Origin of the sequence: Brachyspira pulli (assembly GCF_036997785.1) — a bacterium.
GTDB classification, from domain to species: domain Bacteria; phylum Spirochaetota; class Brachyspiria; order Brachyspirales; family Brachyspiraceae; genus Brachyspira; species Brachyspira pulli.
In genome coordinates this window covers 60,323-87,320 of sequence record NZ_JAWLQI010000001.1, presented here as the reverse complement: position 1 = coordinate 87,320, position 26,998 = coordinate 60,323, and the positions used below count along the sequence as shown (strand labels likewise).

The following is a 26,998-nucleotide window of genomic DNA, read 5'->3' as shown; positions in this document are numbered from 1 at the left end:
AATATTATTTATTAATCTCATCATTATATTTAGGTATACCAGGCAATATATAGTCAAATAAAGCATAGTTAGCCATATAAAGGGTATTTCTATCATTAGGGTTAATAGTGTTTATAGGAACCCTATTACTCTTTATATATCTATAAGCATTTATAATACCATCATCAAAATTCTCATATAAATATTTCATAACTGTATAATAGTCGCCTGAACTATTAGTTGTATATGTAAACATTAGTTTAGTATCTGATCTAGCTCTCAAGTATCTAAATATATCAGCATTTCTTGCAGGAGATAAGAAAATATCTACATCTTCAAAAGGTTTATTTCTGTTTGTATCAATTCCAATATAATGTGTTAAAGGTATATCAGTTTTATAACTATCTAAAGACTTAATAGCCAAACTTTCTAATGAAGTATAGAAATTAGTATCTCCTATTACTTTTATGCTAGGCTTACCAACATTCAATATTTTACTAGGTGAATATTCAAGTTCTCTAATTTTTACAACATCATTATTTTGGAATGCTGGTAAATAAGCAAAAGGAACTGTAAATAAGTTAGCATAAGAACCTGTTATATATATTCTTTCCACTCTTTGTGCATCTTTAATAATATCAGAAGAAAGCATTCCGCTCTCAATAGATTTTAAAGCATTTCTTCTATCTCTTGCTTTAGAAACATTTGTAAAGCTTTCTAAATATCCGCTTAATTTCTGCATATCAATCAAACTTGATTTTTTTACTTCAGAATCCCCTACAACATAACTATAAGCAACATATTTTTCATTCTCATAAGCATAGAATATAAACATTGTATTTGTGTTTTCATTAGAGAATATCTCATAAGCATCTTTTATATTATTATCAAAATTACTTTCTGGAACTCTGATTTTATTTAATAATCCATATATATATGCTGAATTTGTTTTATATAGTAAATAGAATCTATCAGCAAATGAAGATACTGTATCTGCCTCAAAGATATATTGATTTCCATAAATATAATTCATTGTCAAGAATATATCATTTTCATTAGTTACAGATTTATCCAATATAGTATTAGCAACTGTTAATACTTCATTTGTATTTGGCATTCTATTCAAGAAATTAGTAACTGTATCAATAGGAGTTTTAGCATATACCAAATCATAAATAACAGCTACTTCCAAAATTTTATCTTTATTTTCGCCATCAACCCTATTAGCTATATAATTTAAATATCTTACAGACTCTTTAGGGTCATTTTTAGCTTTTAAGAATCTTGATAAAGTTCTAGGAGTAAAATATTCATCTATCAAATCATAATTATTATTAGTATACAAATACATAAAATGCAATGCTCTATTAGCACCTTTTACAGCACCTTCTTCTCCCATTCTTCTATAAACTGGAAGCATTGATTTTATAAATTTATACGCATTAGAATCGCTTATATTGCTATAAGAGTTTGCAAAGAATTTATAACCTTCTTCAGAGAATAAATAGGCAGTATTTGTATCTCTTACCGCATATCTATCTTCTACAATCCTTGCATAATTTAACATCTTTTCATTATCACTTTGAGAATAAGCTATAACATTAGACATCATTGTTATAGTAGGATTTTCACTGCTTGAATAAGAATTATAAAGTCTAGTTTTAAATTGATACGCAGCATTAGATAATGAAGACATACTATAATCTGGTTTTCCATATATAGTAAATAAATTATTATCATATCCCTCCATTGTTTCTTCCAATGAATTAGTAGATAACTTTCTGAAATAATTAGTGTAGAACATAATTCTTGATTCTCTGTTACTGTTTCCTACAACTAATGCTATATTATTAATATTTCTTAATACTCTTCTATTTTTATCAAATGTTTCTTTATCAGCATAAACTATATAAAGATTCTTTTTCATCATATTAGATATATCAGAAGCCTCAGCACCTGTTATATCCACTACTAAAGGTACATAAGAATTTGTAGAAATATCTTTTAATTCTATAAATCTAAAATTACCTCTCCTTCTTCTGTTGGTTGAAGATGTATTTGTAGACATAGAATTAGTTTCCTCAGGATTATAAGCTACATTCATATATAAATTATTTCTATTATAAATTGAATAATCTTCAAAATTATTATCATTATTATTTATATTATAACTATAAACTGTATTAGTAGAATTAGTATTGCTAGCCATGCTCATACTATTAATTTCTTTTTCAGCATTTCTGCTTGTTCTAAAGAAAGAAATCAATTTTGTATCTATATATGCAGTTTTTGCTGGTAGCATATATTCAGTAGAATCGTATAGTTCTCTTACAAATACATTTTTATTACTTAAAACAAGAGGTCTAAATCCTATATGTGTAACATAGTTTTTAGTTTTAGGCATAGCATTACTTTGAATATGGAATGAAGTCTTACCATTTTGTCTTACAAATCTATATCCTAAATATGTATCCCAAATCAAAGTTTCATCGGAACGCATAGATTTATCAATATCTTGAGGTTTAACATCACATATAACTATAGGCTCTATTGGAGTATTAGAGAATTTTTTTATAGCTTCTTTTTCATAATTAGCAATTTCTTTAAGCATAGCTGCTTCTGTTTTACTGTCATAAGGAGTAGCAACCGCTGTTAAATATCTTTGATAAGCATACATAGCATTTTCATAAAGCTTATAATATTCTCTAAGATAATAATTATTTTCGCCTAATGTATAAAGTCTTCTATCCAAAAACTTTCTTCTCATATCAATAGCATCAAACATAGCAAGTATATTAAGACTGGCATCTGGATATTTATCTTGTAGGAATTCTATAACTTTATATTTGGCTTGTCTTAAAATAAAATTATTATCTTCAACAAAAGTTATCATAAATACACTTTCTCTGATTCTTTGAAGTATCCTAAATACATATTGAATAGGATAATCCAAACTATCTGGATATCTTTCTCTATATTTAGTACTAAAATCAATCAAAGTAGTAAGTATAGCTATTTCTTCAACAGCAAAAGCAGATACCTGTGCCTTTGAGAATGCTGACATATATTCTCTTGCTGCTTCCTCTATATAACCTGCAAGTTCATAAGCCTTAGCTAAATTGTATCTTATAATAATTTCAGTTTTTAAATCAACTGGGAAATTAGAATTTGATGAAAGAATATATTTATATCTATCAATGGCATCTTTAAGCATTGAAAGTCTTTGAACATTTATATCATACTCTGTCATATCAGTAGGATCATCATTATTTTTCTTTCTATAGCTTATACTATTATCTGCTGTAAGTTTAAATGCCATTATATATTGGAATGCTGCTATATGTGAATATAATAATAATCTATCTTTAGTACTTACAGAATTATTTGTAGATAATATTTCTAATGTTTTTGTTGTATTAAATAACTCTATAAAAAATTCTCTTTTTAATGAAGTTAAATCATTTTCTGATAAATATCTTAAATAAAGAGATGATAAACTTAAATAGTTTTTAGCATCATTTTCAGCATTTTGGTACTGAAGACTAGGATTATTAGCAAGTGTTTTTTCATCTAAAGTTTTCTTATATTCATTTATAGAAGTTTTAAATGACATAATAGAATTAGATTGATCACCTTGTCTATAATACAAATATCCCTCATTGTTATAATAAGTAGCCAACATCAAAGGCTGAATTGATTTTTTAGGTTTATCTTGAACAATATAATTTCTATAAGAAGATAATGCTTCTCTAGCTTCAGAATATCTTCCCATTTTTTCATATAATTCCTGATATATTGAATATAACATTTGCTGTTTATCAACATTCAAAGGCTCACCAGGTATATATCCTCCAAAAGATGCAAGACCCAAATTTACTATATTAATATTAGCACCATATAAAGTTATACTAACATAATTAGGAGTATAAACAGAAGAATCCAAACTATCAATTTTAGCTTTTACACTGTCACAATAAGCCAAAGCATTATTATAATCTTCTAATTTTAAATAACATGCTGCAAGTAAAAGCTGATTAAGTTCATTTTTATTAACATCATCTTTTGTAAGCTTATCTCTTTCAAGAAGTGATTCTATAGCCTTCTCATAATCTTCCTGTTCTATAGCGGCAACTGAAGTATAACCAACTATTTTATATATAGATTCTTTATCACCTAATTTCTCAAATAATTTTCTTGCTGTTTCATATTCTTTATAAGCACCATTAACATCATTATTCATCCAAAGAGAATATCCATAAAAGAAATGATACCAGGCTTTACTTTTATCACTTCCTACTTGATTTAATAAACTTTCAGCTTCTTTATATTCCATAACTGCATCTGAATATCTTCCATTAATCAAATAAGAATTAGCAAGCATTATAGAAACTACATTAGGCTTAGTTTTTACTTTACTTTTTGCCATTATTAAAGAATCTATAATATCTGAATCTAAATTAGCATTTTGGAAAGCTAACATATTATAACCAAGATATCTGTCATTTGTAATCGTATTATCTTTATAAGCAGGTACTAATTCTATTACACTTTTATAAGTTTTTTCATTTTGAAGAACCTGCATTTTTAAAGCTTGAGCAAATGTTAACATCTCAGCTTTTTTTATATAATAATCCTCATTATCTGGATACAAGAATATTGCAAAATCAATATAAGATACAGCCTTTTCAACTATGGCATTAAAAGATTTATTTAAATACAAATAGAAACCATCTTCTCTTTTTTTATCACTTATAACATAACGCTCTTTACTATACTGTTTTGATATAGCCATACCATAATATCTATTTGCCAAATAATAATAAGCATTTGCAAGTTCGGCATGTGCCTCATGGTCTGAATATCTTGTACTTAAAATATTTTTCTCTCTATCTAATAGAGTTTTTTCAAGAGAATCTATTGTACTATATGCTCTAAGTCCGCTTTCTATAACTCTTGAAGAAGAAGTAGAATCATTAGGATTATATTTCAATACCTCGTTATAATTATCATAAGCAACTGCATATCTTCCTCCATTATATGCCTCATCAGCTAATGATTTATAGTATTTTGCTAATTTATCTTTAGAGTCTACTGCCTCATAAGTAGATTCAAAATTCTTTCCGCCTGAAGTTAAAGCATTTTTAAATAATGCATAAGCACCATCATCTTTTTCAGCCAAAAGAACTTTTGCATTTGCATAATAACCTAAAGCAAGCATTATATCATTCTTAGACTCCATGTATGGCTGGAACAAATTAGTAGCATCTTCATAATTCCTTGAAAGAATTAAACCATCTAAATATATAAGTCTTGTAGCCACAGCTAATGGGGCATAAGGATGCGAATTAGTTAATATAGAATCATAAGAAAGTTTAGAATCCTTCATAAAATCTTTAGCTATTTCTAATCTATCAGAAAATAGTAAATCTTTTCTTCTATAAGGATTATTGTAAAGGTCATCGTCTTGAGGATATTTATAGCCATTATCTTCAACAGAATGTGCATACAATTTAGCTATCAATATATATAAACCTTTATCTATATTCAAATTTATAATATTATCAAGAATAGTAAGCGTATCTTCATTATTTTTATTGGCTTTATATTTATTATTTGCTGATATGTAACCAGACCAAGCTAATATGTTAGTTATATCCAAATTAGCATTTGTTACAAAATATTCATTAGTATAAATCTTTGTATCAAACCAATTATTATTAGTATCGAATTCATCATCTATTTTTGAAGTTATAAATCCAGCAAAAGTTTCTGGGTATTCTCTAATTAATGTATTTTTAGCATTATTATATTCATCTAAATCCTTATTAGTATAAGAGGAAACCATTATATTAAAATATGCTTTTGCCACATTATTTTGATCTTCAGAAAAAGGAAAATACTCAGCAAATCTATCTATTACATCAACTTTTCTATTATATGGAAGTTCAACAAAACTATTATACATACTTTGAGAATTATCATCTTTGATAAAATACTCTTTTGTAGAACCCATAGTTACTATACTTGTTCCGCTTTCACTAACAACATAAGCACCAACCAAAGCTGAAGGATAAGCAACATTGAAAGTTGTTAATTGAGTATCTTCTGACAAAACATAATATTGATGTGTTGCTAAAGAATATGACATCAAACGTCTTTTATCATAATAAGTTAAATTTCCATCTCTATCCGAATCTTTTTCTATTTCAAAATATATAATTGTATCATCATTATAAAAAGTAGGGTTGAATTTGAATGTTTCTGTATCTGTAAGTATAGTTAAATTTGTCTGTTCATTTGTATCAGGTATTAAATTTAATATTGCTAATTGAGAATAAGGTTCACCTATTTTTGAAGTAATAAATGCTATTTTTGTATCATCAAATGAAAATGCTGGAGAACTAGCTTCTATATCAGCTAATTTTGTAACATTTTTTCCATTAACTCTCATACCAAAGAGTTTTTTAATACCATCTTCTCTATCTGAAACAAAAGCTACAACATTGCCCCTATGAGATATTACAGGATCAACATCATAGCCTTTATAATCAGTAAGTCTTATAATACTTTGTTCTAAATTTTCTAAATTCTTTTTTGAAGTCCTTAAACCTACAAGATTAACTAATTTATATAAATATATATCACCAAAAGCATCATCTCTAGTTGAAGAAAAAACTACATATTTAGATTTATCATCAATAGAAACTGATGTATCTATACCAGGACTTCTTGTTAATCTAAATGTCTCTAAAGTATATGAATCTATTGCAAAAATATCTGTATTTCCTGCATTTTCTCTAGTATAATATACCCAATTACCTTCTCTATCTATTACTGCATCCAAAGCAGGATTTACCTCACCTGATGTAAGAGAATATCTTTTATATTCCCTTAAAAAAGGTCTGCTGCTGAACACAGAATCAGCATTCTTTTGACTTGATGCACAAGCAAATAGAATAAAAGAAAATAATATTAATAGTTTTAATTTTATATAATACTTCAATCTCATAAAATATACGCTTACTCTTTAAATAATTTTATAATAAAAAATGAATCACATACATATTATAAGTATTATACAAAAAATACAAATAAAAAGCAATGTAAAAAAAATTAGAATGAAGCTACTGCATCATCTACAGAATCATAAACTTCAAATAAATCTTCTAATTCAACTGTTTTTAATATTTTTTTAATAATATCTGGTACACAAGCTAATACTAATCTTCCATTTTTATCTTTAATTTTTCTCATAATAGAAATAAATACTCTTATTCCGCTAGAACTTAAATATTCAATTCCAGATAATTCTAATATAAGATAATGAGAACCTGATTCTACTAATTGTTCTAATTCAGCTTCTATTGATACTGATAAATTAACATCTAATTTACCTACCAAACTAACAACTTTAACTGTACCTTTATCTTCTATATTTAGACTCATATTTTGCTCCTTATTTTGTAAAATATTTTTAAAAAGTATAACAAATATCATACTTTAGTCAACTAATATAACCAAAAATCATTTATATTAGTAATATTCATTTGATAATTTTAATCATTTAATAGAAAATATTTTAAGATAATATCCCTATCATAGCTTTTTTTTCCCAATTTATATCTATGGAATTAGGATAAGGAAATGTAGACCATTTTATATTTTTTTTGGCAACCCAAACTTCTTTGGATTCAAAAACTCCATTAAGTTTCATCCATTTATTGAGTTTATCATAATAGGAAGGTTTGTAAGCATAAGTATAGTATAACTTGTTGTTTTCAACAATATATCCTTCCATAAAAGTTACTTTTACAGAAGGATATCCAGAAAAAACTAACATAAACTTATTTAAATAATCTGTATTACTATATACAGCCATATTATCATATTTTGCTTTAACAAAATTCAATTTCTTCTTACTGTCTATAATAAGTTCAGCATTTTCTTTAAATAAATAATTTCTATCAGATTCTTTAACTGTTCTATTTCTTACTAATTTTATCCAAGCATTATCATAAGATACAACCTTTTTATTGTTTATAAAAAATAAAACAGTAAGAACTAATAATATAACTAATACAATAAAAATATACGGCATTTATTAATATAATTCACCAGCGTATTCACCTTCTGCCCAGTTAACATCTTCAGGCTGAGGAACAGGATAAGAACCCCAATCAGCATCAGCATTAGCTACCCATCTATCATTAGTAAATGTTGAATTTGCTTTTTTCCAAGAATCCAACTTACCTTGATAACTCTTTATATATTTAGAATATCTCATAATTTTTCCGCCTTCTATAGAATAGCCTTCTACTAAATTAAGACCTAAAGCAGGAGCATTGTCATAGAACATAGATATAGGCACTTGATGAGAATAATAAGAATGAGTATCAGATCTTGCTCCCATAAACTTATAAACTTTAACTAAATGAAGAGGATTATTTCCTGAAACTAATTCCAAATCTCCACCAGGTCTTCCTTCGTATAAAGCCCCTCTCATATCTATAGTTTTTCTAAATATAAAATTAGCCCAATTTTTTGAATAATCACTGTCTTTTGTAATATTTTGTGCATTTAATAAATTAACTGACAGTACAAAAATAAATGCAAATAAAGTTATTTTCTTCATATTTTCTCCAGATTTTAATATATATATTATAATCAAAACATATATATAAAAGTAAAATTTTTATTTGCTTTTTATTATCGACAAATAGACTTTTATTATCAATAGAATATTTTAACAATTAAAAGATTAAGTTAAAAAGAAAACAATTACTCTGAAAAAACTCTTTGCATTATGATATCTGATATATAAGTGGCTAAATCTTCTACAGATATAAAGCAGTCATTTAAAATCCAATCAGTAAGAACAGATATAAAAGCCCCTGAATAAAAACTTCCCATAACTCTAACAACAGTTTCTTTTTCTGGTCTTATAGTTTTGAAATCTTTAATACCTTCTATTACATAAGAAGCAAGATATTCTCTTAGAATCTTCGTAATACTTCCATCTTTATTATTTTTAAATATTATTTTTAAATATTTTCTGTTAAGATAGAAATATTGTAATATTTTTTCCATTATATCTATATGTGAATCTTTTAATTTATTTTCTATCTTATATCTATTTAAATCTTCTAAAAATTTAGCCTCATATTCATCTAGCTTAGATTTTAATAGTTCATATTTATCATTATAATAAGTATAAAAAGTACTTCTATGCATATTCGCTTTCGCACAAATATCAATTACTCTTATATCTTCAAAAGGCTTTTCTTCTAATAAAAGTCCTAATGAATCTTCAAGTATTTTTTTAGTCTTTTTTACTCTAGCATTATTTTTATTTGAACTATTTTTCATATAAATGTTCCTAAGCAAAATATAAATAATATATCTAATCAACAAACAAACATTATTATATTATAATATCATAAAATGTAAACTATTAATATAACAATAATAAATGATAATAGAAAAAAAAATATAATAAATAAAAGGTTAAATGAACATAACAATATTTATGTCTATAAAATAATCAAAATATACCGCAATTAATAGACACTTTCTTAATTATGTCAAATTTAATAATTTATATTTTTATACAAAATGTACAAATTCATACTAAAATGTATTATACTTAATTATATAAAATTAGTAAATGATTAACATATTGGAGATAAAAAATAATGAAGAATTTAATATATTTCTTTGCAAACAATCAAATGCTTGTCAATATTATCATATTTGTATCTATTATGATAGGTCTATATTCGTACTATAATATTGATAAAGAATCATTCCCATCTACAGATTTGGAATTAATGATTTTACAAGTTGTATATCCTGGAGCTTCACCATTAGATGTTGAGCAAAATGCCGTTATACAAATAGAAGACCAATTGAGAACAATATCCGGAATAGATGAATTTACTTCTATAATCACAGAAAATGCAGCAATTATATTTGTACAGTTAGATATGGAAATAGATACAAGCAAAGCTAAAGATGATATTTTTAGAAAAATGCAAAGTGTTCCAGATATGGCAGAAGAAGTTGAAACTATAGAAATAACAGATATCAACCCAAAACTAACTCCAATATATAATATAGGAGTGCATTTCAAAAAAGGTGTAGAAGGAGATGAAAAAGTACTATATGATTTCAGTAAAGAATTAGAAAGACAATTAAAATACGTCGATGGTGTTGCTGATATAAGAGTGCAGGGAAGAACAGACCCTGAAGTAAAAATATTAGCTGATCCAAAAAAATTACAGGAATATTATATTTCATTAACAGATATAATTAATTCACTTTCAGCAAGAAATATAAGAGCAACAAGCGGTGATTTTAAAAAGCCTCTTTATATGGATTTAGAAGAAAATGAAGAAGAAAAAACCATTGTTACAATGGGGCAATTTGAAACACCTACAGAAGCAAGCAATGTAGTAGTACGTTCTACCTTTAATGGACAAAGAGTAAGAATACAGGATTTGGCTAAAGTAGACAGAGATTTCGTTGAAAAATCTGTTTATATAAGAATCAATAGTCAGCCAGGATATTCATTAAGTATACTAAAAAAAGAAAATGCTGATATAGTAAAAACTACTGAAAATATAAATGAATTTCTAAAAAACAATCAAAAATTAGTCCCAGAAAATGTTGAAGTTACTACTATGGGTGAAACTTCAAGAATGGTATTAGCTCTTACAAATGTAGCAAATAGTAATTTAATATTTGGTTTTATAATCATATTAATAGTATTAATAATATTTTTGGATTTCAAAAGTGCATTATTTACAAGCATAGGAATGATAGTTGTAATATTTATAACTTTCTCATATATTCATTTTTCAGATTTAACATTCAATATAATATCTCTTGCTGGTATAATAACTGTAATTGGTATGGTTGTTGATAATAGTATTGTAGTATGTGAAAATATATACGATTTCCAAAAGGTTGGAAGAACTGGTTTAGATGGAACTGTTGAAGCTGTTCGTGATGTTGTAAGTCCTATAATGGTTGCTACAATGACTACTGTTGTTGCTTTTATGCCTATGCTTTTAACAAAAGATGTTGTAGGAAAATTAATAGCACCTTTCCCTAAAGTTGTTGTTGTTGCTTTGCTTGCAAGTTTATTCCAAGCTATATTTATTCTTCCTAATAATTTACAGGATAAAACAAAGAAAAATTCTAAATTTAAATTCTTAAAAAACATAAAAAACCCATTAGATTTTAATAAAGAAAAATTATTTAATGCTATGAAAAATCCTTTTAACAGAGCATTAAAAATATTGTTAAAATTTAGATATCTTGTTGTTTTATTTTTCATAATACTTTTAATATTCTCATTCTTCTTAGCTAAAGATAGTTTAAAAAAATTCATACTTATTTATGATACAAGTTCAGATAGTATAATGATAAATATTGACTCTGGAATAGGTAACTCTATTAAAAACACTATGAAGTATGTAGAACAAATAGAAGAAGTAATATATAAATCAGTTGATCCTAAAAATTTAGTAGCTGTTAATAGTGTAATAGGAAAGCAAGTAAATCAAAACATAGTAGATATTTCAGAAGAATCTGCAAACTTAGCAGGTATAACAGTTTATCTTATACCATCAACAGAAAGAAAAAAAACAGCTTATGATATAATGGACGATATCAATGCTGAATTAGAAAAAACTACTTTAAGAAAAGAATTAGATGCTTTAATGGTATCCGTTAAACTTCCAATGGATCCAGGTAAAGCAGTTGATATAAAAATTGTTGGTAACGACATAAATCAAACAAGAAAGGCAAGAGATGAAGTAAAAGCGTATTTATTAAGTTTAAACGGTGTAATAAACTATTATGATGATGATAAAATTGGTAAAGATGAATTAAGAGTATTATTTGATTATGATGAAATAGCTCAATTAGGTATGAATGTCGCCAATGTTGCTAATGAATTAAGAACTGCATATAGCGGAACTGTTGCAACATCAATACAAGAACTTGATTATAAATTAGACTTCAGAGTACAATTAGACAGAGATTATATATATGACACAAATGTATTAAATAATCTTGTAATACCTAATACCTACAACAGACTTTTATATTTGAAAAATGTTGCTAAGATAATTGAAACAAATGGAGTATCATCTATAAGGCACTATAATGGACAAAGATGTATAACTATAACTGCCGATTTAGTTCAAGGACAAAATACATCTATACAAGTAATGTTTGCAATAAAAGATAAATTCAAAGATATTAGCCAAAGATACCCTGGAGTAATAATAGGTTTTGGAGGTGAGGCAGATCAAACAGTTGGTGCCTTAGACGGACTTACTGTTACATTATTCATAGCAATAGTATTAATATATTTGATACTTCTTTTACAGTTCAAAAAATTTATACAGCCTCTTATGATAATGTTCCTAATACCATTTACATTAACAGGAGTATTCATAGCATTCTATTTACATGGAATGCCAATGTCATTTATAGGTTTCATAGGTATTGTAGGATTATGCGGAGTACTTGTTAATGACGGTATTATAATGATAGACTTAATAAATAAAATAATAGAATCTGGAAAAACAAATCCCGATGCTATGGAAAGTCCTAAGAGATTTGCATTTGATTCAATAGTTGAAGGTGCAACTCAAAGACTTTTACCAATATTCTTAACAACTGTAACAACTGTTGGAGGATTACTTCCTACTGTATATGGTATAGGAGGACGAGCTGATTTAATAGTACCTATAGTAATGAGTTTGGCTTATGGTTTAATATTCTCTACTATGATAACATTAGTATTTTTACCATGCGTGTTTATGATAGCTATAGATTTAAGACTTATAAAATTAAAATAATAAAAATATAATGCATCAAAAAAAGACAATAGATTTTTGATGATTCTATTGTCTTTTTTAATTTTAAATTAAAAATATTAACAACTATTTATTAGTAAATCTTGATTCTGATAATTTATCATAAAGTCTTTTAGACATTACTTGTAAACTAGCAAATGTTAAACCTCCGGAAGCAACTCCGCCTAATATAGGTATAACTTTAGCTACGCTTTTAGCAGCAACATCTTTAGTCAATTTTATTCCAACCATTTTTAATAATGCTTTAATAGTTGGCCATCCAATCATTTTTGTTAATGCCATTTTAGGAAGCTGCTTTAAAGCTACTCCAGCTAAATGCTGACTAACTGTTTTTAATGCTAATACGGCTTGAGCCTCTCCAAACATAACGCCAAGATAAACTAAAACCATATTAGCTTCATCATCTGTCATATCTTCAGAATTTGAAAATCCCGGCATACCAGACAAATATGCTAACTTTTGAGCTATTCTTAAACTATGTCCCATAAATTGAGTTAAATCAGCAGGTATAGTACCAATCATAGCTAATCCTCCTGGCAAACCTGCGGCAAATGATACAGCAGTTGCTTTATTAGTTTCAAAATTAATTGCAGCTTTTGCTTTCTTTTCTATAACTTCTACAGGTACCCCTGCTTCGTAAGGACCTTTATTTAAAATATCATTCATTAAGTCTGAATAATCAGAAGAAAATTCTTTTATTAAATAATCTTCTCTGCTAACTTTTACTAATGGTAAATTTGAAGTTGTCTTAATCAAAGATAAGACTTGATCTGGATCTATTGCCATAATAAACTCCTAAATAAAATATGCTTAATATTATATCATACAAAATAATATAAGTAAACAATATTATTTAATTTAACATTTTTAGTAAAATAATTAATTAAGTAAATATAACAAACAATAAAAAACATATACAGAATCAGTATAAAAAACAACTAATCTGTATATGTTTTATTTATAAAAAATTAAAAATAAATTATTTTATTTTGGCAATAAATATATCTTCAATCTTTTCAACTTTTTCTACCGCTTCAATAATTTCATTGATACTTACATCTTTTAATACAAACATAAAATATCCGTTTCTTTCAAAACTTTTATCAATATTTATATCATAGAAAGCTTCATTAAATGCAAGTAAATTATTATTATTTGATTTAAATCTTACATAGAAAGTTTCATTTTTATCTTTAAAATCATTTACTTTAAGATTCTTATTTTCATTAACAAATCCAAGTATAGGAACTCTTAATTCATCAGTTATTAAAGTATTTCTAGCCAAAGTAACAGCATCAGAAACTATAGCACTGCTAGTAGGTCTTCCGCCTGCTCCAGAACCGTAAAATACTGTATCCCCTGAACGGTCGCCTACAACTGTAATAGCATTGAAAGCATAATCAACTTTAGAAAGCATATTATCAGCCTTAAGCATTGTAGGTATAACATATATATAGGCATTATCATTTTCATCTATTGAAGCCTCAGCTATTAACTTAATAGTAAGTCCAAGTTCAGAAGCAAATACAATATCATCTAATATAATATTTCTTATACCTCTAATAAATATTTTATCAAAACTTATAACATTACAAAAAGCAATAGAAGAAAGTATGCATAATTTATGAGCAGTATCTATACCATCAATATCAAATGTCGGATCAGCTTCGGCATAACCTTTTTCTTGAGCATCTTTAAGAACAACATTAAAGTCCAAATTATTTTTTGTCATATTAGTTAATATATAATTACAAGTACCATTTACTATACCGTAAACTCCTTCAATTCTATCAGAAACTAAACTCTCTTTCATAGCTTTTATTATAGGTATAGCACCAGCAACAGAAGCCTCGAATGCAATATCAGATTTTCTATCTTTTATAAGTTCTCCAAAACAATTAGCCAACAATGCTTTATTAGCTGTAACAACTGGCTTTTTTGTTTTCATAAGAAGTTCTTTTGCTGTATCCATTCCTCCTAAAACTTCTATTACAATGTCAATATCATCATCATTCAATATATCATTTAAATCTTTAGTTTTGATTTCTACTTTATCTAAAAATTTATCATTTTGAACTTTATCTATATTTCTGCTAAAAATGGTTTTTACGGTTAATTTTATCCCAGTTCTACTTTCCATTATAGAATTATTCTCAATAATAGTTTTTACTGTGTCCTTACCAACATGTCCGTATCCTGCCACTGCAACTTTAAATTCTTTTTTCTTGTCCATTTTTAACTCCTTAAAATATAAATTTGTATTAAATAAAATTAACCTTAAAATTATTACAAAAAATTAGTAATATAATTTCAATATTTCTAAAAAAGATATTACTGTATTAAGTTATATTTTAACATTTTTAAATAATTTTACAAGGTATTTTAATGATTTTTAATAAATGCTTTATTTAGAAAAGTTAATATAAACAAACAATTTCAATATATATTTAAATTTAGTAAGAATATATTAACATTATATAAATAGATATTGATTTCGTTATTAATTTATGTTATAATTATATATAGTTTAATTATATGGAGGTAAATTATGCCACGTGTTATAAATAACGATTGTGTAGCTTGCGGTTCTTGTAAACCAGAATGTGCATTTGATGCTATTAGCGAAGGAGATATTTACGTAATAGATCCTGACAAATGTACTGATTGCGGTGCTTGTGAAGCAGTTTGCCCAAGCAGTGCTATACATCAAGCTTAATTGCTTTTGATGGCGTAGTTATGGGTAGGTTTTCTTTATAAGATGCCTACCCTATTTTTTTATAAAATATTTAAGGAATAATATTGATAAAAAATACTCAAGCTTTTATATTATCATATAGTCAGTATAAAAGTTCTTCAATAATAGCATCTTTTCTAACAAGCAATTCTATACTGCAGGCAATATGTTATAAAGCTAAAAAAGATTCTAAAGCATTCGGATCTGATTTAGAAAGCATATCTAAATTAAATATAAATCTATACGAAAAAAGCACATCTCAGCTATCAATATTAAAAGAATCAAACATAATAAAAAATTATTCTATACTAGAAAAATCAATATATTCTTCTTTGGCTGTATTCTATATAAGGGAAGTATTATTATATTGTGCTAAAGATTTTGATGACAGATACTTTATATTAATGGAAAAAATTTTAGATGCTTTGGAAAATTTAGAAGAACAAGATAATGATGATAAAAATAAAAAAATATATATAAATATTTTAATGAGAGCATTTGAAATAAAAACACTTCATATAGCAGGAATATCTCCTCATTTAGATAAATGCATTATGTGTGAAAATAATGATACCAATTTTTATTCAATTCTTGAAGGAGGTTTAATATGCTCTAAATGCAAACCTCTTATTAAAGATGCATTTGAAATAACAGAAGATGATAAAAATTTAATGAGAATTATAAAACATACTTCATTGATTAGTATAGCAAACAACAAAGAATTAAAATTATTATATAATAACTCAATAAACAATGTAAAAAATATTTTAAATAAATCTTTATTTAATCATATAAACAGAAATATAAAAAGTCTGCAAGTATTAGAAGAAATTTTATTCACTTAATATATCAAATATTTCTTTAGTGTTATTAGCTATATATACTGCATTTTTAAACTCTTCATCATTACCAAAACCATATCTAACAGCAATAGAATCAATTCCTAAATTTTTAGCAGCATCTATATCATCAATTCTATCACCTATCATTATAGTTTTAGACTTTTCAAAGTTTTCTTTTTCTATAGCTTCATTTAAAACATCTAATTTACTTTTTATTTTTCCGCCGAGTATAGGAGCATAGAACCCGTTGAAAAATTCGGTTAAATTAAAATGTTCTATTATTCTTACTGCAGATTCTTTAGGTTTAGCAGTAACTAAAAAAACTCTGTAATCGTTTTCGGAAAGATTCTTAATCAAATCATATATGCCATCATAAAGAGTACAATTAAATAAACCTTCATTACCATTATAATCTTCTCTATAAAATTTCACAAATTCAAGAGATAATTTTTCATCGTCATGGCAATACTTTCTAAAACTTACATCTAATGGAGGCCCAATAAATTTTCTCAATATTTTATCATTTGGCATATCAATATTTAAATTATATACTTCATTAATTTTTTTAATTCCATATATAACTCCATTTATAATACCTGGGGCAGAATCAGTAATAGTTCCATCAAGATCAAATAATATATTATAATATTTAGGCATTTTATCACTCACTTTATTTATTTACAAAAATATATCCTGAAGCAGCAAGTATTTCAAAATCTTCCTTAGTTTTTTCTTTTATAGCTTTGAATAATAAATTAAGCCCTAAACTATCACTAGCCATATGACCGGCACATACAACATTAATATAATTCTTTTTACACTCATCTAAAAGTTTATCAGATATATTCATTACAATTAATGTTCCAATACCAGCCTTTGATAAAGCATCAACCATAGCAGTATCAAAATAAGCTCCTCCTGTCATATCAACAACAATTCTTCCAACTTTAGAATTATTAGAACCATTAAATATTTTTGGAGGATTATAACGCATAGCTGATATTTTATATTCTTCTATTGTGAATAAAATATCAATTATATCGGATAATATTGAAGGTTTTTTTTCATCCATCTCTCTTGTTAAAAAAGTTTCAACAAAATTATCAGCTACAGTATGCATACACATATAATTTAATTTAAGAAGTTTAGCAGCATTTACATCTCTAAAATGATTTGCACCATAAACAGATCTGCTTACTTCGTTAAGTCTTTTATTAGTTAAAGCTTCAGTTACATTTATAGGTACATTATGCAATGCATTCTTATCAGCCTGCATATTTATAACATCATAAAAATTAACAAAACCATAACCATTTGGGTGATGACTTATAACTAAATCTATATTTTCATTTTTTTCATTAAGTCTGTCAGCTAATAAAAGTTCTGGAGTTTGCATATCTATACCGCAGAAAATTTTATTTATATTTTTATCTTCTGCAATATTCAAAATTCTCGTATCTGCATAAGGATTAAATAGAGTATCTTTATCAAAATACTCTTTCTTTTTTTCATCTAATTTATCATAAGATTTTTTTATATTTTCTAATTCTTTTTCTACAACTATTGCTCCTCTTGGATCTGCATTAATACCGCATTCTATAGCTGCTTTATAAAAATCAATTATTTTCAAAGCCATATAAAAACCTCTTATTCTTCATCACCTTGTTTCTTATCGTTTTTAGGTTCTCCTCTATATTTCTCAGTCTGTATCATACCATTTTCTTCAAAAAATGTGATAGATTTATAACTTTGTCTTATAGTAAATTCAGCACTTCCAATAGTTAATTGAACACCTGGAAGCATTTCTTTACCAGCACTTATTGTAGATTCTACTTTTTCTACTTCAATAGTTTGAGTTAAAGCTTCTCTTTCTAAAACAACTTCTTCTCTCCTACTGCTTGCTTGTTCCAATTGTTCTTTATAACTTTGTAATTGTTCTTTTTTCTCATCATCAAGCTTTTTAAGTTTAGCAGCTTGTTCCAAAGATTTAATATTTCTTTCTGTTTCTTCTATTGAATTATCTAATTCTTCTTTTTCTTTATCTAAATCATCAATAGTGCGTCTTTTAGCTGGGCTAATTCCTGTTTCTATTAATGTTCTAGTACCAGCTTGAGAACCTAAAACTTTACCATTAACTTCTCTTAAAGCTCTAAGTCTTCCTCCGCTTGCAGAAGCTCTCTTACCTATAAGTATAATTCTATTATCAGAATCAATATTAGAGTTAAGTATTGCTTCAGTAACAACAACGTTATTTCCAGCTTGAACATTGGAGAACTGTATAAATTTAGCTATAACATCTCCGCCAGCTTTTACAACACTGTTTTCATTTCCTTGAATACCAAGTTTAACCATAATATCACCCTTAGCTTCAAGATCACATTTACCAACTGTTCCATGAACATCAATATTACCTTCAGCTTTTATTGAATAGTTATCATTAACACTTCCTTTAACTAATACACTTCCAATAAAGTTAATATTTCCTGTTTCAGGGCCAACATCACCAGAAACTTCAAATACTGGTTCAACATTAAGTGATTTTCCTCTAAGAACTACTTGTCCGTTTATAGTAGATAATATATATTCACCATCATCAGACATTTCAACATTGTCACCCAATACTTCTTTAATATCAATATCTTTACCAGCCTTAGTTTCTATTTTGACACCAAGTACAGTTCTTCCTATTTCACCATCTGTAGCAGGAACCTTTCTAGCTAATTTTTGACCTTCTACAACATTCTCAACTATACTTAAATCTTTATAGTCAATACTTTGATCTTCGCCAATATATTTAGGTATAACTTTTTTATTTACATTAACTAAATATTCTATTTTAGCATTTTGTCCATTTACAGGAGGACGTCCTTCAGCAGCTAATATAGGAATATTAAAAGTACCTTCTTCTAAACATTTAGTAACATTTTCTTCTTGGAATCCAAATGTGATACCGCAGTTTTCCATTATTTCTTTTACATCCTGCAAATCCATTTCTCTTCCGCCTTTATTAGGCTTTGTCACAGTAACATAAGCACGCATTTTATCATCACTAATGCTGTAACTTATCTTAGCATTATTTCCAGCTCTGCTTATATCCCATTCAGCAATTTTTTCATATTTTCCTGTCTGTTCATGAAGCACCTTTTTAGCTAAATGAGAATCATATTCTTTAATACCTGCATCTATAAGTTTACTCTCTACAAGAGTCATATCTTCAATCCTCTTACCATCAGCAGTAGGAGGAACAACTTTCAAGAATACACCATCGCGTTTTACTCTAACAACAACATCTGTATCTTTATTAAATACAATTTTATTCTGTGAACTATCCCCAGATGTTCCAATAGTATAATCTGCACCTTGTCCCATACCTATATTAGATTTATCATAAGTGATATGTGTATATCTAATTAAAAAAGGTTTAGCACCTATATTAAAAAATCCTTTACTTCCTTCTTCTAAAACTTTATAAGTTAATTCATAAATTGGACATTGGAATATAGCAGAAGCTTCCTGCATACCGCGTTCCAAAGATTCTACTGATAATTCAACTGAACGAGTGTTCTTATTATTATAAACTTCTTTATAAAAATCGCTTTGCAATATTTTTCTCTTTAATTCATTCATAAAAATCACCTATTCTTATAATAATTGTTTTTTTATCTCAGAAAGACTATATCTTAACTGCTGTATTGCTTTTGTATGAAGCTGGGATATTCTGCTTTCAGAAACCTCTAAAACCTTTCCGATTTCTTTTAATGTAAGATCATCGTAATAATATAATATAAGTACTTGCTTTTCCTTTTCTGGAAGTTCTTTTAAAGCAGCTACTATTTTATTTTTTACATCTTCTCTCTCTGCTAAATATTCAGGATTAGTTTTATCATTAGATTTCAATGTATCTATTACAGATATTTCATCAGAATCATCACCTACATACCAAACATCACTTAAAGATGTAGGAGAAGCCTCTATATATCTTTTCATAGTTTCATTATATTTACTAATAGGTATTCCAAGCATATCAGCTATTTCCTGCGGTTTAATATTTCTGCTCAATCTAGCCTCTAATATTTCTCTAGCTTTTTCTATCTCTTTTACATCTTTACGTATAGATCTGGGAAGATAGTCTAATTTCCTAAGTTCATCATATATAGCACCTCTTATCCTAGTAACAGCATAAGTTTTAAATTTAATATCTCTATTAGGGTTATATTTATCAATAGCGTCCATAAGACCAAAAGAACCAAAACCTACTAAATCCTGAAATTCAATATGCTTATGAGAACCCATATTAACAGATATTTTACTTGCCACATACTTTACCAATGGAGAATATTTAATAATTAAAGCCTCTCTTATATAAGGAGATTGAGTATTTTTAAACTCTTGCCAATATTCCTGTTCATTATCATTAGTAATATTTGGTATTTTATCTTTTTTATTCATCTTCATAATAATTCACTCTAGTTATTAATTTTTGCTATATATTTTATTTATTGCATCTTAATTGCATCATTTATTTATTATCACTTTTTTCATCTTTAGCTATCATTGTTCTAACAGCCTTAGCAACTTTTTCAGGATCTTCCTGTGCTTCTTTTACCATTTCTTCATTATCAATCTTCTTATCTGGGAACATAGTACTTTTTGTAGTGTAATTTGATGCTGATGATGTATTAGAACTTCCAAATACTATATCACCTATATCATCTCCTGAACTATGATAATCTACTTTATTATTTTTATCAACATTAACAGGCTTTGGTGCTCCTTTTCCTATATTTTCGATATTACTCAAATCTGGAGTAAATATAGGAGTATCATCACTTGTTGCAGCAGCATTAGTGTTATTATTACTATCTACACTAAAACCGCTATTATCATCTATAGCATTATAATCTATATCCGAATTTGAACTCATTGTTGATTCATCTATTACATCACCTAAATATTTTTTCAATATAATTCCAATCACAAACAATATTACAAGTGTTAAAATAGCTGAAATTATTGCTTTCAAAATGGAAACATCAACCCTATTTTTGAAAGATATTGATAACAAAAGAGTTATAATAAATGATAAGCCAGTTATAATAACTGCTAATTTTCCAAAGTTAGAAGAAAAATGTTGTTTCACTTTTTCGAGTATATTATTCATAAATTACCTCTAATAAATATCAAAGTATTAAATTACTTTTTACTAACAAAAGATAGAAGTGATTCCATAAATCCGCCTAATCCTTTCACTTCTCTGTCATCATCATATTCCATATCAATAATTTTTTTAGCTATATTATATATAGACATAGATGCATGACACTTATTATCATATTGATAAAAAGGAAGCTGCTGAGAAACAGCGTAAGGAATTGTTTTATCTTCAAAAACATGTCCTAGATATTTAACATCCATATCTAAATATTTTTTACTTGTCATAATAATTTTATCGCCAACTTCTTTTCCTTCAGAAGCCTTTGTAACTCTATTAACTAATATTTTTATATCAGCATTAGCATCTTCAGGAGCAATAGATTTAATTACACCATAGGCATCAAGTATGGCAGTAAGTTCAGGAGTTGTAACAACTATACTTTCATCTGAAGAAAGAAGAAAATACAAAACTGTATCTGAAATTCCTGCACCAGTATCTACTATAATAATATCAGCATCATTCAAAGAATCCATACTGTTTACTAATTTAGTCAAAGCCCTACCAGAAAGATTTGCTAAAGAAGAAAAACCAGAAGCCCCTGCAATATATCTAATACCATAATCTGTTTCAAGTACAACTTCATGTAATTTCTTAACACCTTTTATAACATGATAAAGGTTATACTCAGGCATATTTCCAAGTATTACATTAACATTACCAAGTCCAAGATCTGCATCTATCAAAAGTACATTCTGACCTAATTGCTGCAATGCTATAGACAAGTTAATAGCTATGTTAGTTTTACCTACTCCACCTTTACCGCTGGCAATACTAATTATACGTTGGGGACGTCTGTCTTTAAGTCCCATCATCTTTCTTAATTCATCTGCTTGATCTTTCATAATATATCTTTCATTTCCTATAATTAATTATTTATTTTGAAGAACCAAATAAGCCTTCCATTATTTTATAACCATATTTCTTGGCTGTAGATATATCTTTAGGTACACCTTGACCATAAGTTATATAAGTAATAGGCAATTTCTTTCTAGTTATAGCACAAATTGAAGAAGCCAAATAATCTGTTTCATCAACTTTTGTAAGTATTACACCTTTATAATTTGTTGGTTTGAAACCATTCAATATTTTTACTGCATCTTTATATTTAGCTGTAGCACTCATAACAAGCTGAATATCCATATCAAATCTTCCAACTGTTGTGAAATATTTTGACATAGCTACTATTTCTTCTGCACTTTTTGGAGAACGTCCCATAGTATCAATAAATAAAAGCGAAGAATTATCAAGTTTTCTTATTTCAGCTCTTAAAGCTTCTGGAGTACTAGCACTTGTAAATGGTACTTTCATTATACTAGCATATCTTTGAAGCTGATCAACCGCTGCTATTCTATAATTATCTATTGTAACAAATGAAACTTTTTTACCAGACTTCATATATTGAGCTGCTATTTTTGGTATAGTTGTAGTTTTACCAACACCAGTAGGCCCAACAAATACTATTATTTTTTTCTTAGCACCTATTTCTATACCATTAGCAAGCATTAATTTATCTGAGAAATATTTCTCAACTTCTTCTCTAATTACATCTTTAGATTGGAAGAATCTTGCATTACTAGATGTAAGTAAATATTCTCTTAAATCCAATAAAACTTCTTCTGGGAATTCTCTATCTCTTAAATAATTGAAGCTCTCCTCCATACCATCAGAAATGTTCATATCAGAGCTTTCTTCATTATTTTCTTCATCACGTTCTTCATTATCAGGATTTTCAAAATAATCTCTAATATTAGTTTTCTTTTCTCTTGTAAGATTATTTTCTTCTCTATACTCTTTTATTTCTTCAAGAGCATTATTTATTTCCTCATCTTCATATTCATGATTTACTAATGTATTTGTATTTCTGCTATTATTATTTTGAGTTGAATTTGAAGCAGTATTATGATTTTTATTAATATTTGGTAAACTTCCTTCCAAATATTCTTTAACCATATCTCTTATCTGCTCTTGAACCATTTTCTTAACATTGTCATCAATAGCATTATTAATTGCATTATTGTTTTTATTACTAGAACTATTTATATGATTAGGTATAACATTACTATTAAAACCATTCATATTATTATTGTTGTTCATAGTGTTCATAAAACTGTTATTATTAGCAGAAAAATTGCTATAATTATTTATTGGAGAAAAACCATTATTTGATGAATAGTCAGACAACATCGAGCCTCTCATATTATTAAATGAGGAGCCGGCAAAATTTGAATTAGAATATGGATAATTATTAAAATGAGGTAAAGGACTAAAACCATCTGTATTAGTATTTCTTTCTCTAACAATTTCTCTTTTTTCTTCAGTATAAGAATTAGAATTATTAACTGTAGGTTCTAATGTTTCATTCATAATATCTTCACTAATGTTTTCTCTGATATTATTATCTCTAATATTATTATTCTCTCTGAAGCTATCTCTTAAACTATCTCTGAAGTTATCTCTGTTATCATCTTCAAATTTATCTGATGTAGGAACCACTGTCGCTGCACTAGAAGAATTATTAGTTACTTTATTAGCATTTCTTTCTCTTGAAGCTTCTTTTAAAGCTTTAGTAACCGCAACTATTCTATCAGCCATTTCACTAGCATCAATTGTTTCAGTAGCATGTTTTTTCATCTCTATTCTATCGCTTAGAAGTTTATTTCTATGCATTTCATCATCATCTTCTTCTTCACTAGAATATGAAGTTTTTTCTTCTGATGCATTATTTTTTCTATCGTATATAGAGTTATTAAGCATTATTCTAAGTTCATGTTCTGTTTTCATACCTAAACCTAAAAAACCGCCTACTTTAACATCTTTACTGGTCAAGATAACAAAATTTCCGCCATACTCGACCCTAGCTTTAGCAAAAGCATCAGTCTTATCCTTCCCTCTAATAGTACGTATATCTACCATTTTATTTCTCCTCTAATCATCTTAAAACTCCCTAAATAATCACCTAATTAATATTGCTCTAAAATACCGATAGAAACTTCGAACTCTTTTTTTGTCATACCAAAAATATTCTTCCTTTTGCTTTCTCTAACGCTAATGATAAAATAGCTTTCACCATATTTGTCTCTAGCTTGTTTCTCAATTTCTTCTCTGTTTTTTCCAAAGATTTTAATTGTCTTCATAGTTTAACTCCATAATTTATTTACATCTTAAAAAATTGCTCCATTTACGGGCATTATAATTTCCAATTTAATTATTTAATACTAGCAATTCCTTGTACATTATATCCTTGTGCTATCTCTGTTGTAGCAATAACTTTATACTTACCAACATTCTTAGCTATAAACTGATATAGAGGTCTTCTTATAATAGGAGAAGTTAAAAATACTATATCATCAACTCCTGAATCACTAACAAGTTTAACAGCATCTTTTATATTCTTAATTAAGTTCTGCATACTTTCAAAACTCATAGCTATCATTTGAGAACCTTGTAAATTGCCTGTATTAGCAAGATTCTGTGCTATATTATTTTGTAATTGCTGACTTAAAGTAATAACTCTAATATTTCTATCCTGATCTGCAACCATTTGAGATATTTGTGAAGCTAATCTGCTTCTTACCAATTCTGTAGCCTGCTCACTTCCCATAATAGATATAGCATCAGCAACACCTTCTAATATTGCCACACTGTTTCTAATAGGTACTTCCTCTTGAAGAAGATTCTGCAATACTTTTTGTATGTATCCAAGAGGACTTTCATTATGAGGCTTAGCCGCAAGTACTTCTGATACAAGTGCTTTATGATCATCTTTAATAAGATCAAGCATATTCTGTACTTCTTCACGTCCGATAAGAAGATTAGCATTTCTTTTAATAGTTTCACTAAAGTGAGTAGCTATAACCGATGTAGGCTGGAATAACATAAAGCCTTTTTTCTCAGCCATATCCTTTTCATCAACTTTAATCCAATAAGCAGGAAGTCCGAATGCTGGTTCTCTTACTCTCTCACAATCTGGAGTAGGACCATCTGGAGAATTAGCATTCAAAGCTAAAAGCATATTAGGACGAACGAATCCTTTAGCCATTTCAGTACCATTTATACTAACAGTATATTCATCTGGTTCTATTACACTATTATCCACAATACGTACTGGAGGAACAACTAAACCAACCTCCAAAGCAAGTTCTCTACGTATCTGACTTATTCTATTGATTAAGTCCCCTCCTTCGGATTCTAATGCCAAAGGTATAAGAGAGGCACCAACAGAAAGTTCTATCTTTTCAACTTTCAAGAAAGGAGTAACATCTAAAGGGCCTTGATGAACCTGTTCTCCAGCATCTGCCTTTGTACCATCTTCATTAAGTCCAAGTTCCTGCTGCTCTTTTCTCAAAGTATATCCAGCTAAAAATAATGCTAATGATATAACAAATAAAGCCAATTTTGGGAAACCTGGTAAAAGCATTAAGAAGAATGCGAAACCAGCACCAATAAATAAGTTTTTAGGTTTAGCAAAAATCTGTACAGCAATTTGAGTAGACAAATTATCTTCGCTGCTGCTTCTAGTTACTAATAAACCAGTAGCAAAACTCATAAAGAATGAAGGAATCTGGCTTACCAAACCATCACCTACAGTAAAACGAGTATAAGCATTAACAGCCTGAGCAAATGGTTCGCCTCTCATTGTCATACCAATAATGAGTCCGCCTACTATGTTTATAACAGTAATAATAATACCTGCTATAACATCACCTTGTACGAATTTTGAAGCACCGTCCATAGTACCGTAAAAATCACTTTCGCCTCTTATTTTCTTTCTTTTTTCTTCTGCTTCTTTATCTGTGATAGCACCAGCTTGAAGTTCGCTTTCAACTGCCATCATTTTTGAAGGCATACTATCTAATGCGAATCTTGCTGCTACTTCTGATACTCTTGTAGCACCTTTAGTGATTACAACAAATTGTACTATTATAAGAATGATAAATATTACAACACCTACAACTATATTACTGCCTACTACAAAATCAGCAAATGAAGTAATAACCTTACCATTAAAGTTAGCTCCTTCAGTAAGAATTGCTCTAGTTGTAGATACGTTCAAAGCTAATCTGAATGCAGTCATTACAAGCAATACAGAAGGGAATACACTAAAATCATTGGCACTCTTTATACTAAGTACCATAAGTAATATCAATAATGATACAATTATATTTACTATAAGCAAAAAGTCTAAAATTATTGATGGTAATGGTATAATAAGCATCATTATTACCATAACTGCACCAACAGCAAACATTATATCAGTATGCCTGCTAAGATTGCTAGGTAATTTTATTGAATCTAAAATTGATTTAGCACCATTCATTGTTGCCACTTTTTATTCCTC

General features: G+C 27.6%; 19 protein-coding genes. 3 read left to right on the top strand and 16 right to left on the bottom strand.

Features of this window, described 5'->3' with window-relative positions:
• Positions 1–4 precede the first annotated feature (4 nt).
• The 5 genes from R4K56_RS00315 to R4K56_RS00295 form a co-directional block, all read right to left on the bottom strand.
• The gene (locus R4K56_RS00315) at positions 5–6,988 is read right to left on the bottom strand and encodes an ABC transporter (RefSeq protein WP_335771663.1); all 6,984 of its coding nucleotides are present in this window, start codon (positions 6,986–6,988) and stop codon (positions 5–7) included.
• A gap of 104 nt (positions 6,989–7,092) precedes the next feature.
• Positions 7,093–7,425: an STAS domain-containing protein gene (locus R4K56_RS00310; RefSeq protein WP_335756289.1), complete on the bottom strand. Its 333-nt coding sequence runs from the start codon at positions 7,423–7,425 to the stop codon at positions 7,093–7,095.
• 133 nt (positions 7,426–7,558) lie between these two features.
• Positions 7,559–8,077, bottom strand: a complete 519-nt coding sequence (locus R4K56_RS00305) for a hypothetical protein (RefSeq protein WP_335756288.1) — start codon at positions 8,075–8,077, stop codon at positions 7,559–7,561.
• Positions 8,078–8,080: 3 nt separating this feature from the next.
• Complete coding sequence (locus R4K56_RS00300) at positions 8,081–8,611, bottom strand: hypothetical protein (protein ID WP_297295345.1); 531 nt, start codon at positions 8,609–8,611, stop codon at positions 8,081–8,083.
• 146 nt (positions 8,612–8,757) lie between these two features.
• The gene (locus R4K56_RS00295) at positions 8,758–9,345 is read right to left on the bottom strand and encodes a TetR/AcrR family transcriptional regulator C-terminal domain-containing protein (RefSeq protein WP_335756287.1); all 588 of its coding nucleotides are present in this window, start codon (positions 9,343–9,345) and stop codon (positions 8,758–8,760) included.
• A gap of 326 nt (positions 9,346–9,671) precedes the next feature.
• On the opposite strand from R4K56_RS00295, the gene R4K56_RS00290 reads away from it, so the two are divergent.
• A complete protein-coding gene (locus tag R4K56_RS00290; RefSeq protein ID WP_335771662.1) occupies positions 9,672–12,851 on the top strand; it encodes an efflux RND transporter permease subunit in 3,180 nt (1,059 codons plus the stop codon).
• Positions 12,852–12,935: 84 nt separating this feature from the next.
• Here the strand turns inward: R4K56_RS00290 and R4K56_RS00285 are convergent, their stop codons facing one another.
• Positions 12,936–13,655, bottom strand: a complete 720-nt coding sequence (locus R4K56_RS00285; RefSeq protein WP_335771661.1) for a hypothetical protein — start codon at positions 13,653–13,655, stop codon at positions 12,936–12,938.
• A 193-nt stretch (positions 13,656–13,848) separates the two neighbouring features.
• Entirely contained in the window at positions 13,849–15,102 is a 1,254-nt protein-coding gene (locus R4K56_RS00280) for a homoserine dehydrogenase (protein ID WP_335771660.1), read from the bottom strand.
• Between the two features lie 315 nt (positions 15,103–15,417).
• On the opposite strand from R4K56_RS00280, the gene R4K56_RS00275 reads away from it, so the two are divergent.
• Positions 15,418–15,585 carry a DUF362 domain-containing protein gene (locus tag R4K56_RS00275; protein WP_297298161.1) on the top strand — a complete coding sequence of 56 codons (168 nt, stop codon included), beginning with the start codon at positions 15,418–15,420 and terminating at the stop codon, positions 15,583–15,585.
• Between the two features lie 83 nt (positions 15,586–15,668).
• Positions 15,669–16,448 carry a DNA repair protein RecO gene (gene recO / locus R4K56_RS00270; protein ID WP_335771659.1) on the top strand — a complete coding sequence of 260 codons (780 nt, stop codon included), beginning with the start codon at positions 15,669–15,671 and terminating at the stop codon, positions 16,446–16,448.
• Here recO and R4K56_RS00265 read toward each other — a convergent pair.
• From R4K56_RS00265 to R4K56_RS00225, 9 genes are all read right to left on the bottom strand, one after another.
• Positions 16,437–17,102 (bottom strand): HAD-IA family hydrolase, encoded by a 666-nt coding sequence (locus R4K56_RS00265; protein ID WP_335769021.1) that lies wholly within the window; start codon positions 17,100–17,102, stop codon positions 16,437–16,439. The two genes, recO and R4K56_RS00265, sit on opposite strands and share 12 nt — an antisense overlap.
• Positions 17,103–17,115: 13 nt before the next feature.
• Complete coding sequence (locus R4K56_RS00260; protein WP_335771658.1) at positions 17,116–18,081, bottom strand: hypothetical protein; 966 nt, start codon at positions 18,079–18,081, stop codon at positions 17,116–17,118.
• A gap of 11 nt (positions 18,082–18,092) precedes the next feature.
• Positions 18,093–20,072: a FapA family protein gene (locus R4K56_RS00255; RefSeq protein WP_335771657.1), complete on the bottom strand. Its 1,980-nt coding sequence runs from the start codon at positions 20,070–20,072 to the stop codon at positions 18,093–18,095.
• A gap of 15 nt (positions 20,073–20,087) precedes the next feature.
• Entirely contained in the window at positions 20,088–20,900 is an 813-nt protein-coding gene (gene whiG, locus R4K56_RS00250) for an RNA polymerase sigma factor WhiG (protein WP_297298151.1), read from the bottom strand.
• Between the two features lie 64 nt (positions 20,901–20,964).
• Positions 20,965–21,606: a hypothetical protein gene (locus R4K56_RS00245; RefSeq protein ID WP_335757481.1), complete on the bottom strand. Its 642-nt coding sequence runs from the start codon at positions 21,604–21,606 to the stop codon at positions 20,965–20,967.
• Positions 21,607–21,638: 32 nt separating this feature from the next.
• Positions 21,639–22,502: a MinD/ParA family protein gene (locus tag R4K56_RS00240; RefSeq protein ID WP_297298147.1), complete on the bottom strand. Its 864-nt coding sequence runs from the start codon at positions 22,500–22,502 to the stop codon at positions 21,639–21,641.
• A gap of 31 nt (positions 22,503–22,533) precedes the next feature.
• The gene (locus tag R4K56_RS00235; protein WP_335771656.1) at positions 22,534–24,573 is read right to left on the bottom strand and encodes a flagellar biosynthesis regulator FlhF; all 2,040 of its coding nucleotides are present in this window, start codon (positions 24,571–24,573) and stop codon (positions 22,534–22,536) included.
• Between the two features lie 47 nt (positions 24,574–24,620).
• The gene (locus R4K56_RS00230) at positions 24,621–24,794 is read right to left on the bottom strand and encodes a hypothetical protein (RefSeq protein ID WP_297298143.1); all 174 of its coding nucleotides are present in this window, start codon (positions 24,792–24,794) and stop codon (positions 24,621–24,623) included.
• Positions 24,795–24,865: 71 nt separating this feature from the next.
• On the bottom strand, positions 24,866–26,977 hold the full coding sequence (locus R4K56_RS00225) for a flagellar biosynthesis protein FlhA (protein ID WP_335771668.1): 2,112 nt from the start codon (positions 26,975–26,977) through the stop codon (positions 24,866–24,868).
• Positions 26,978–26,998 lie beyond the last annotated feature (21 nt).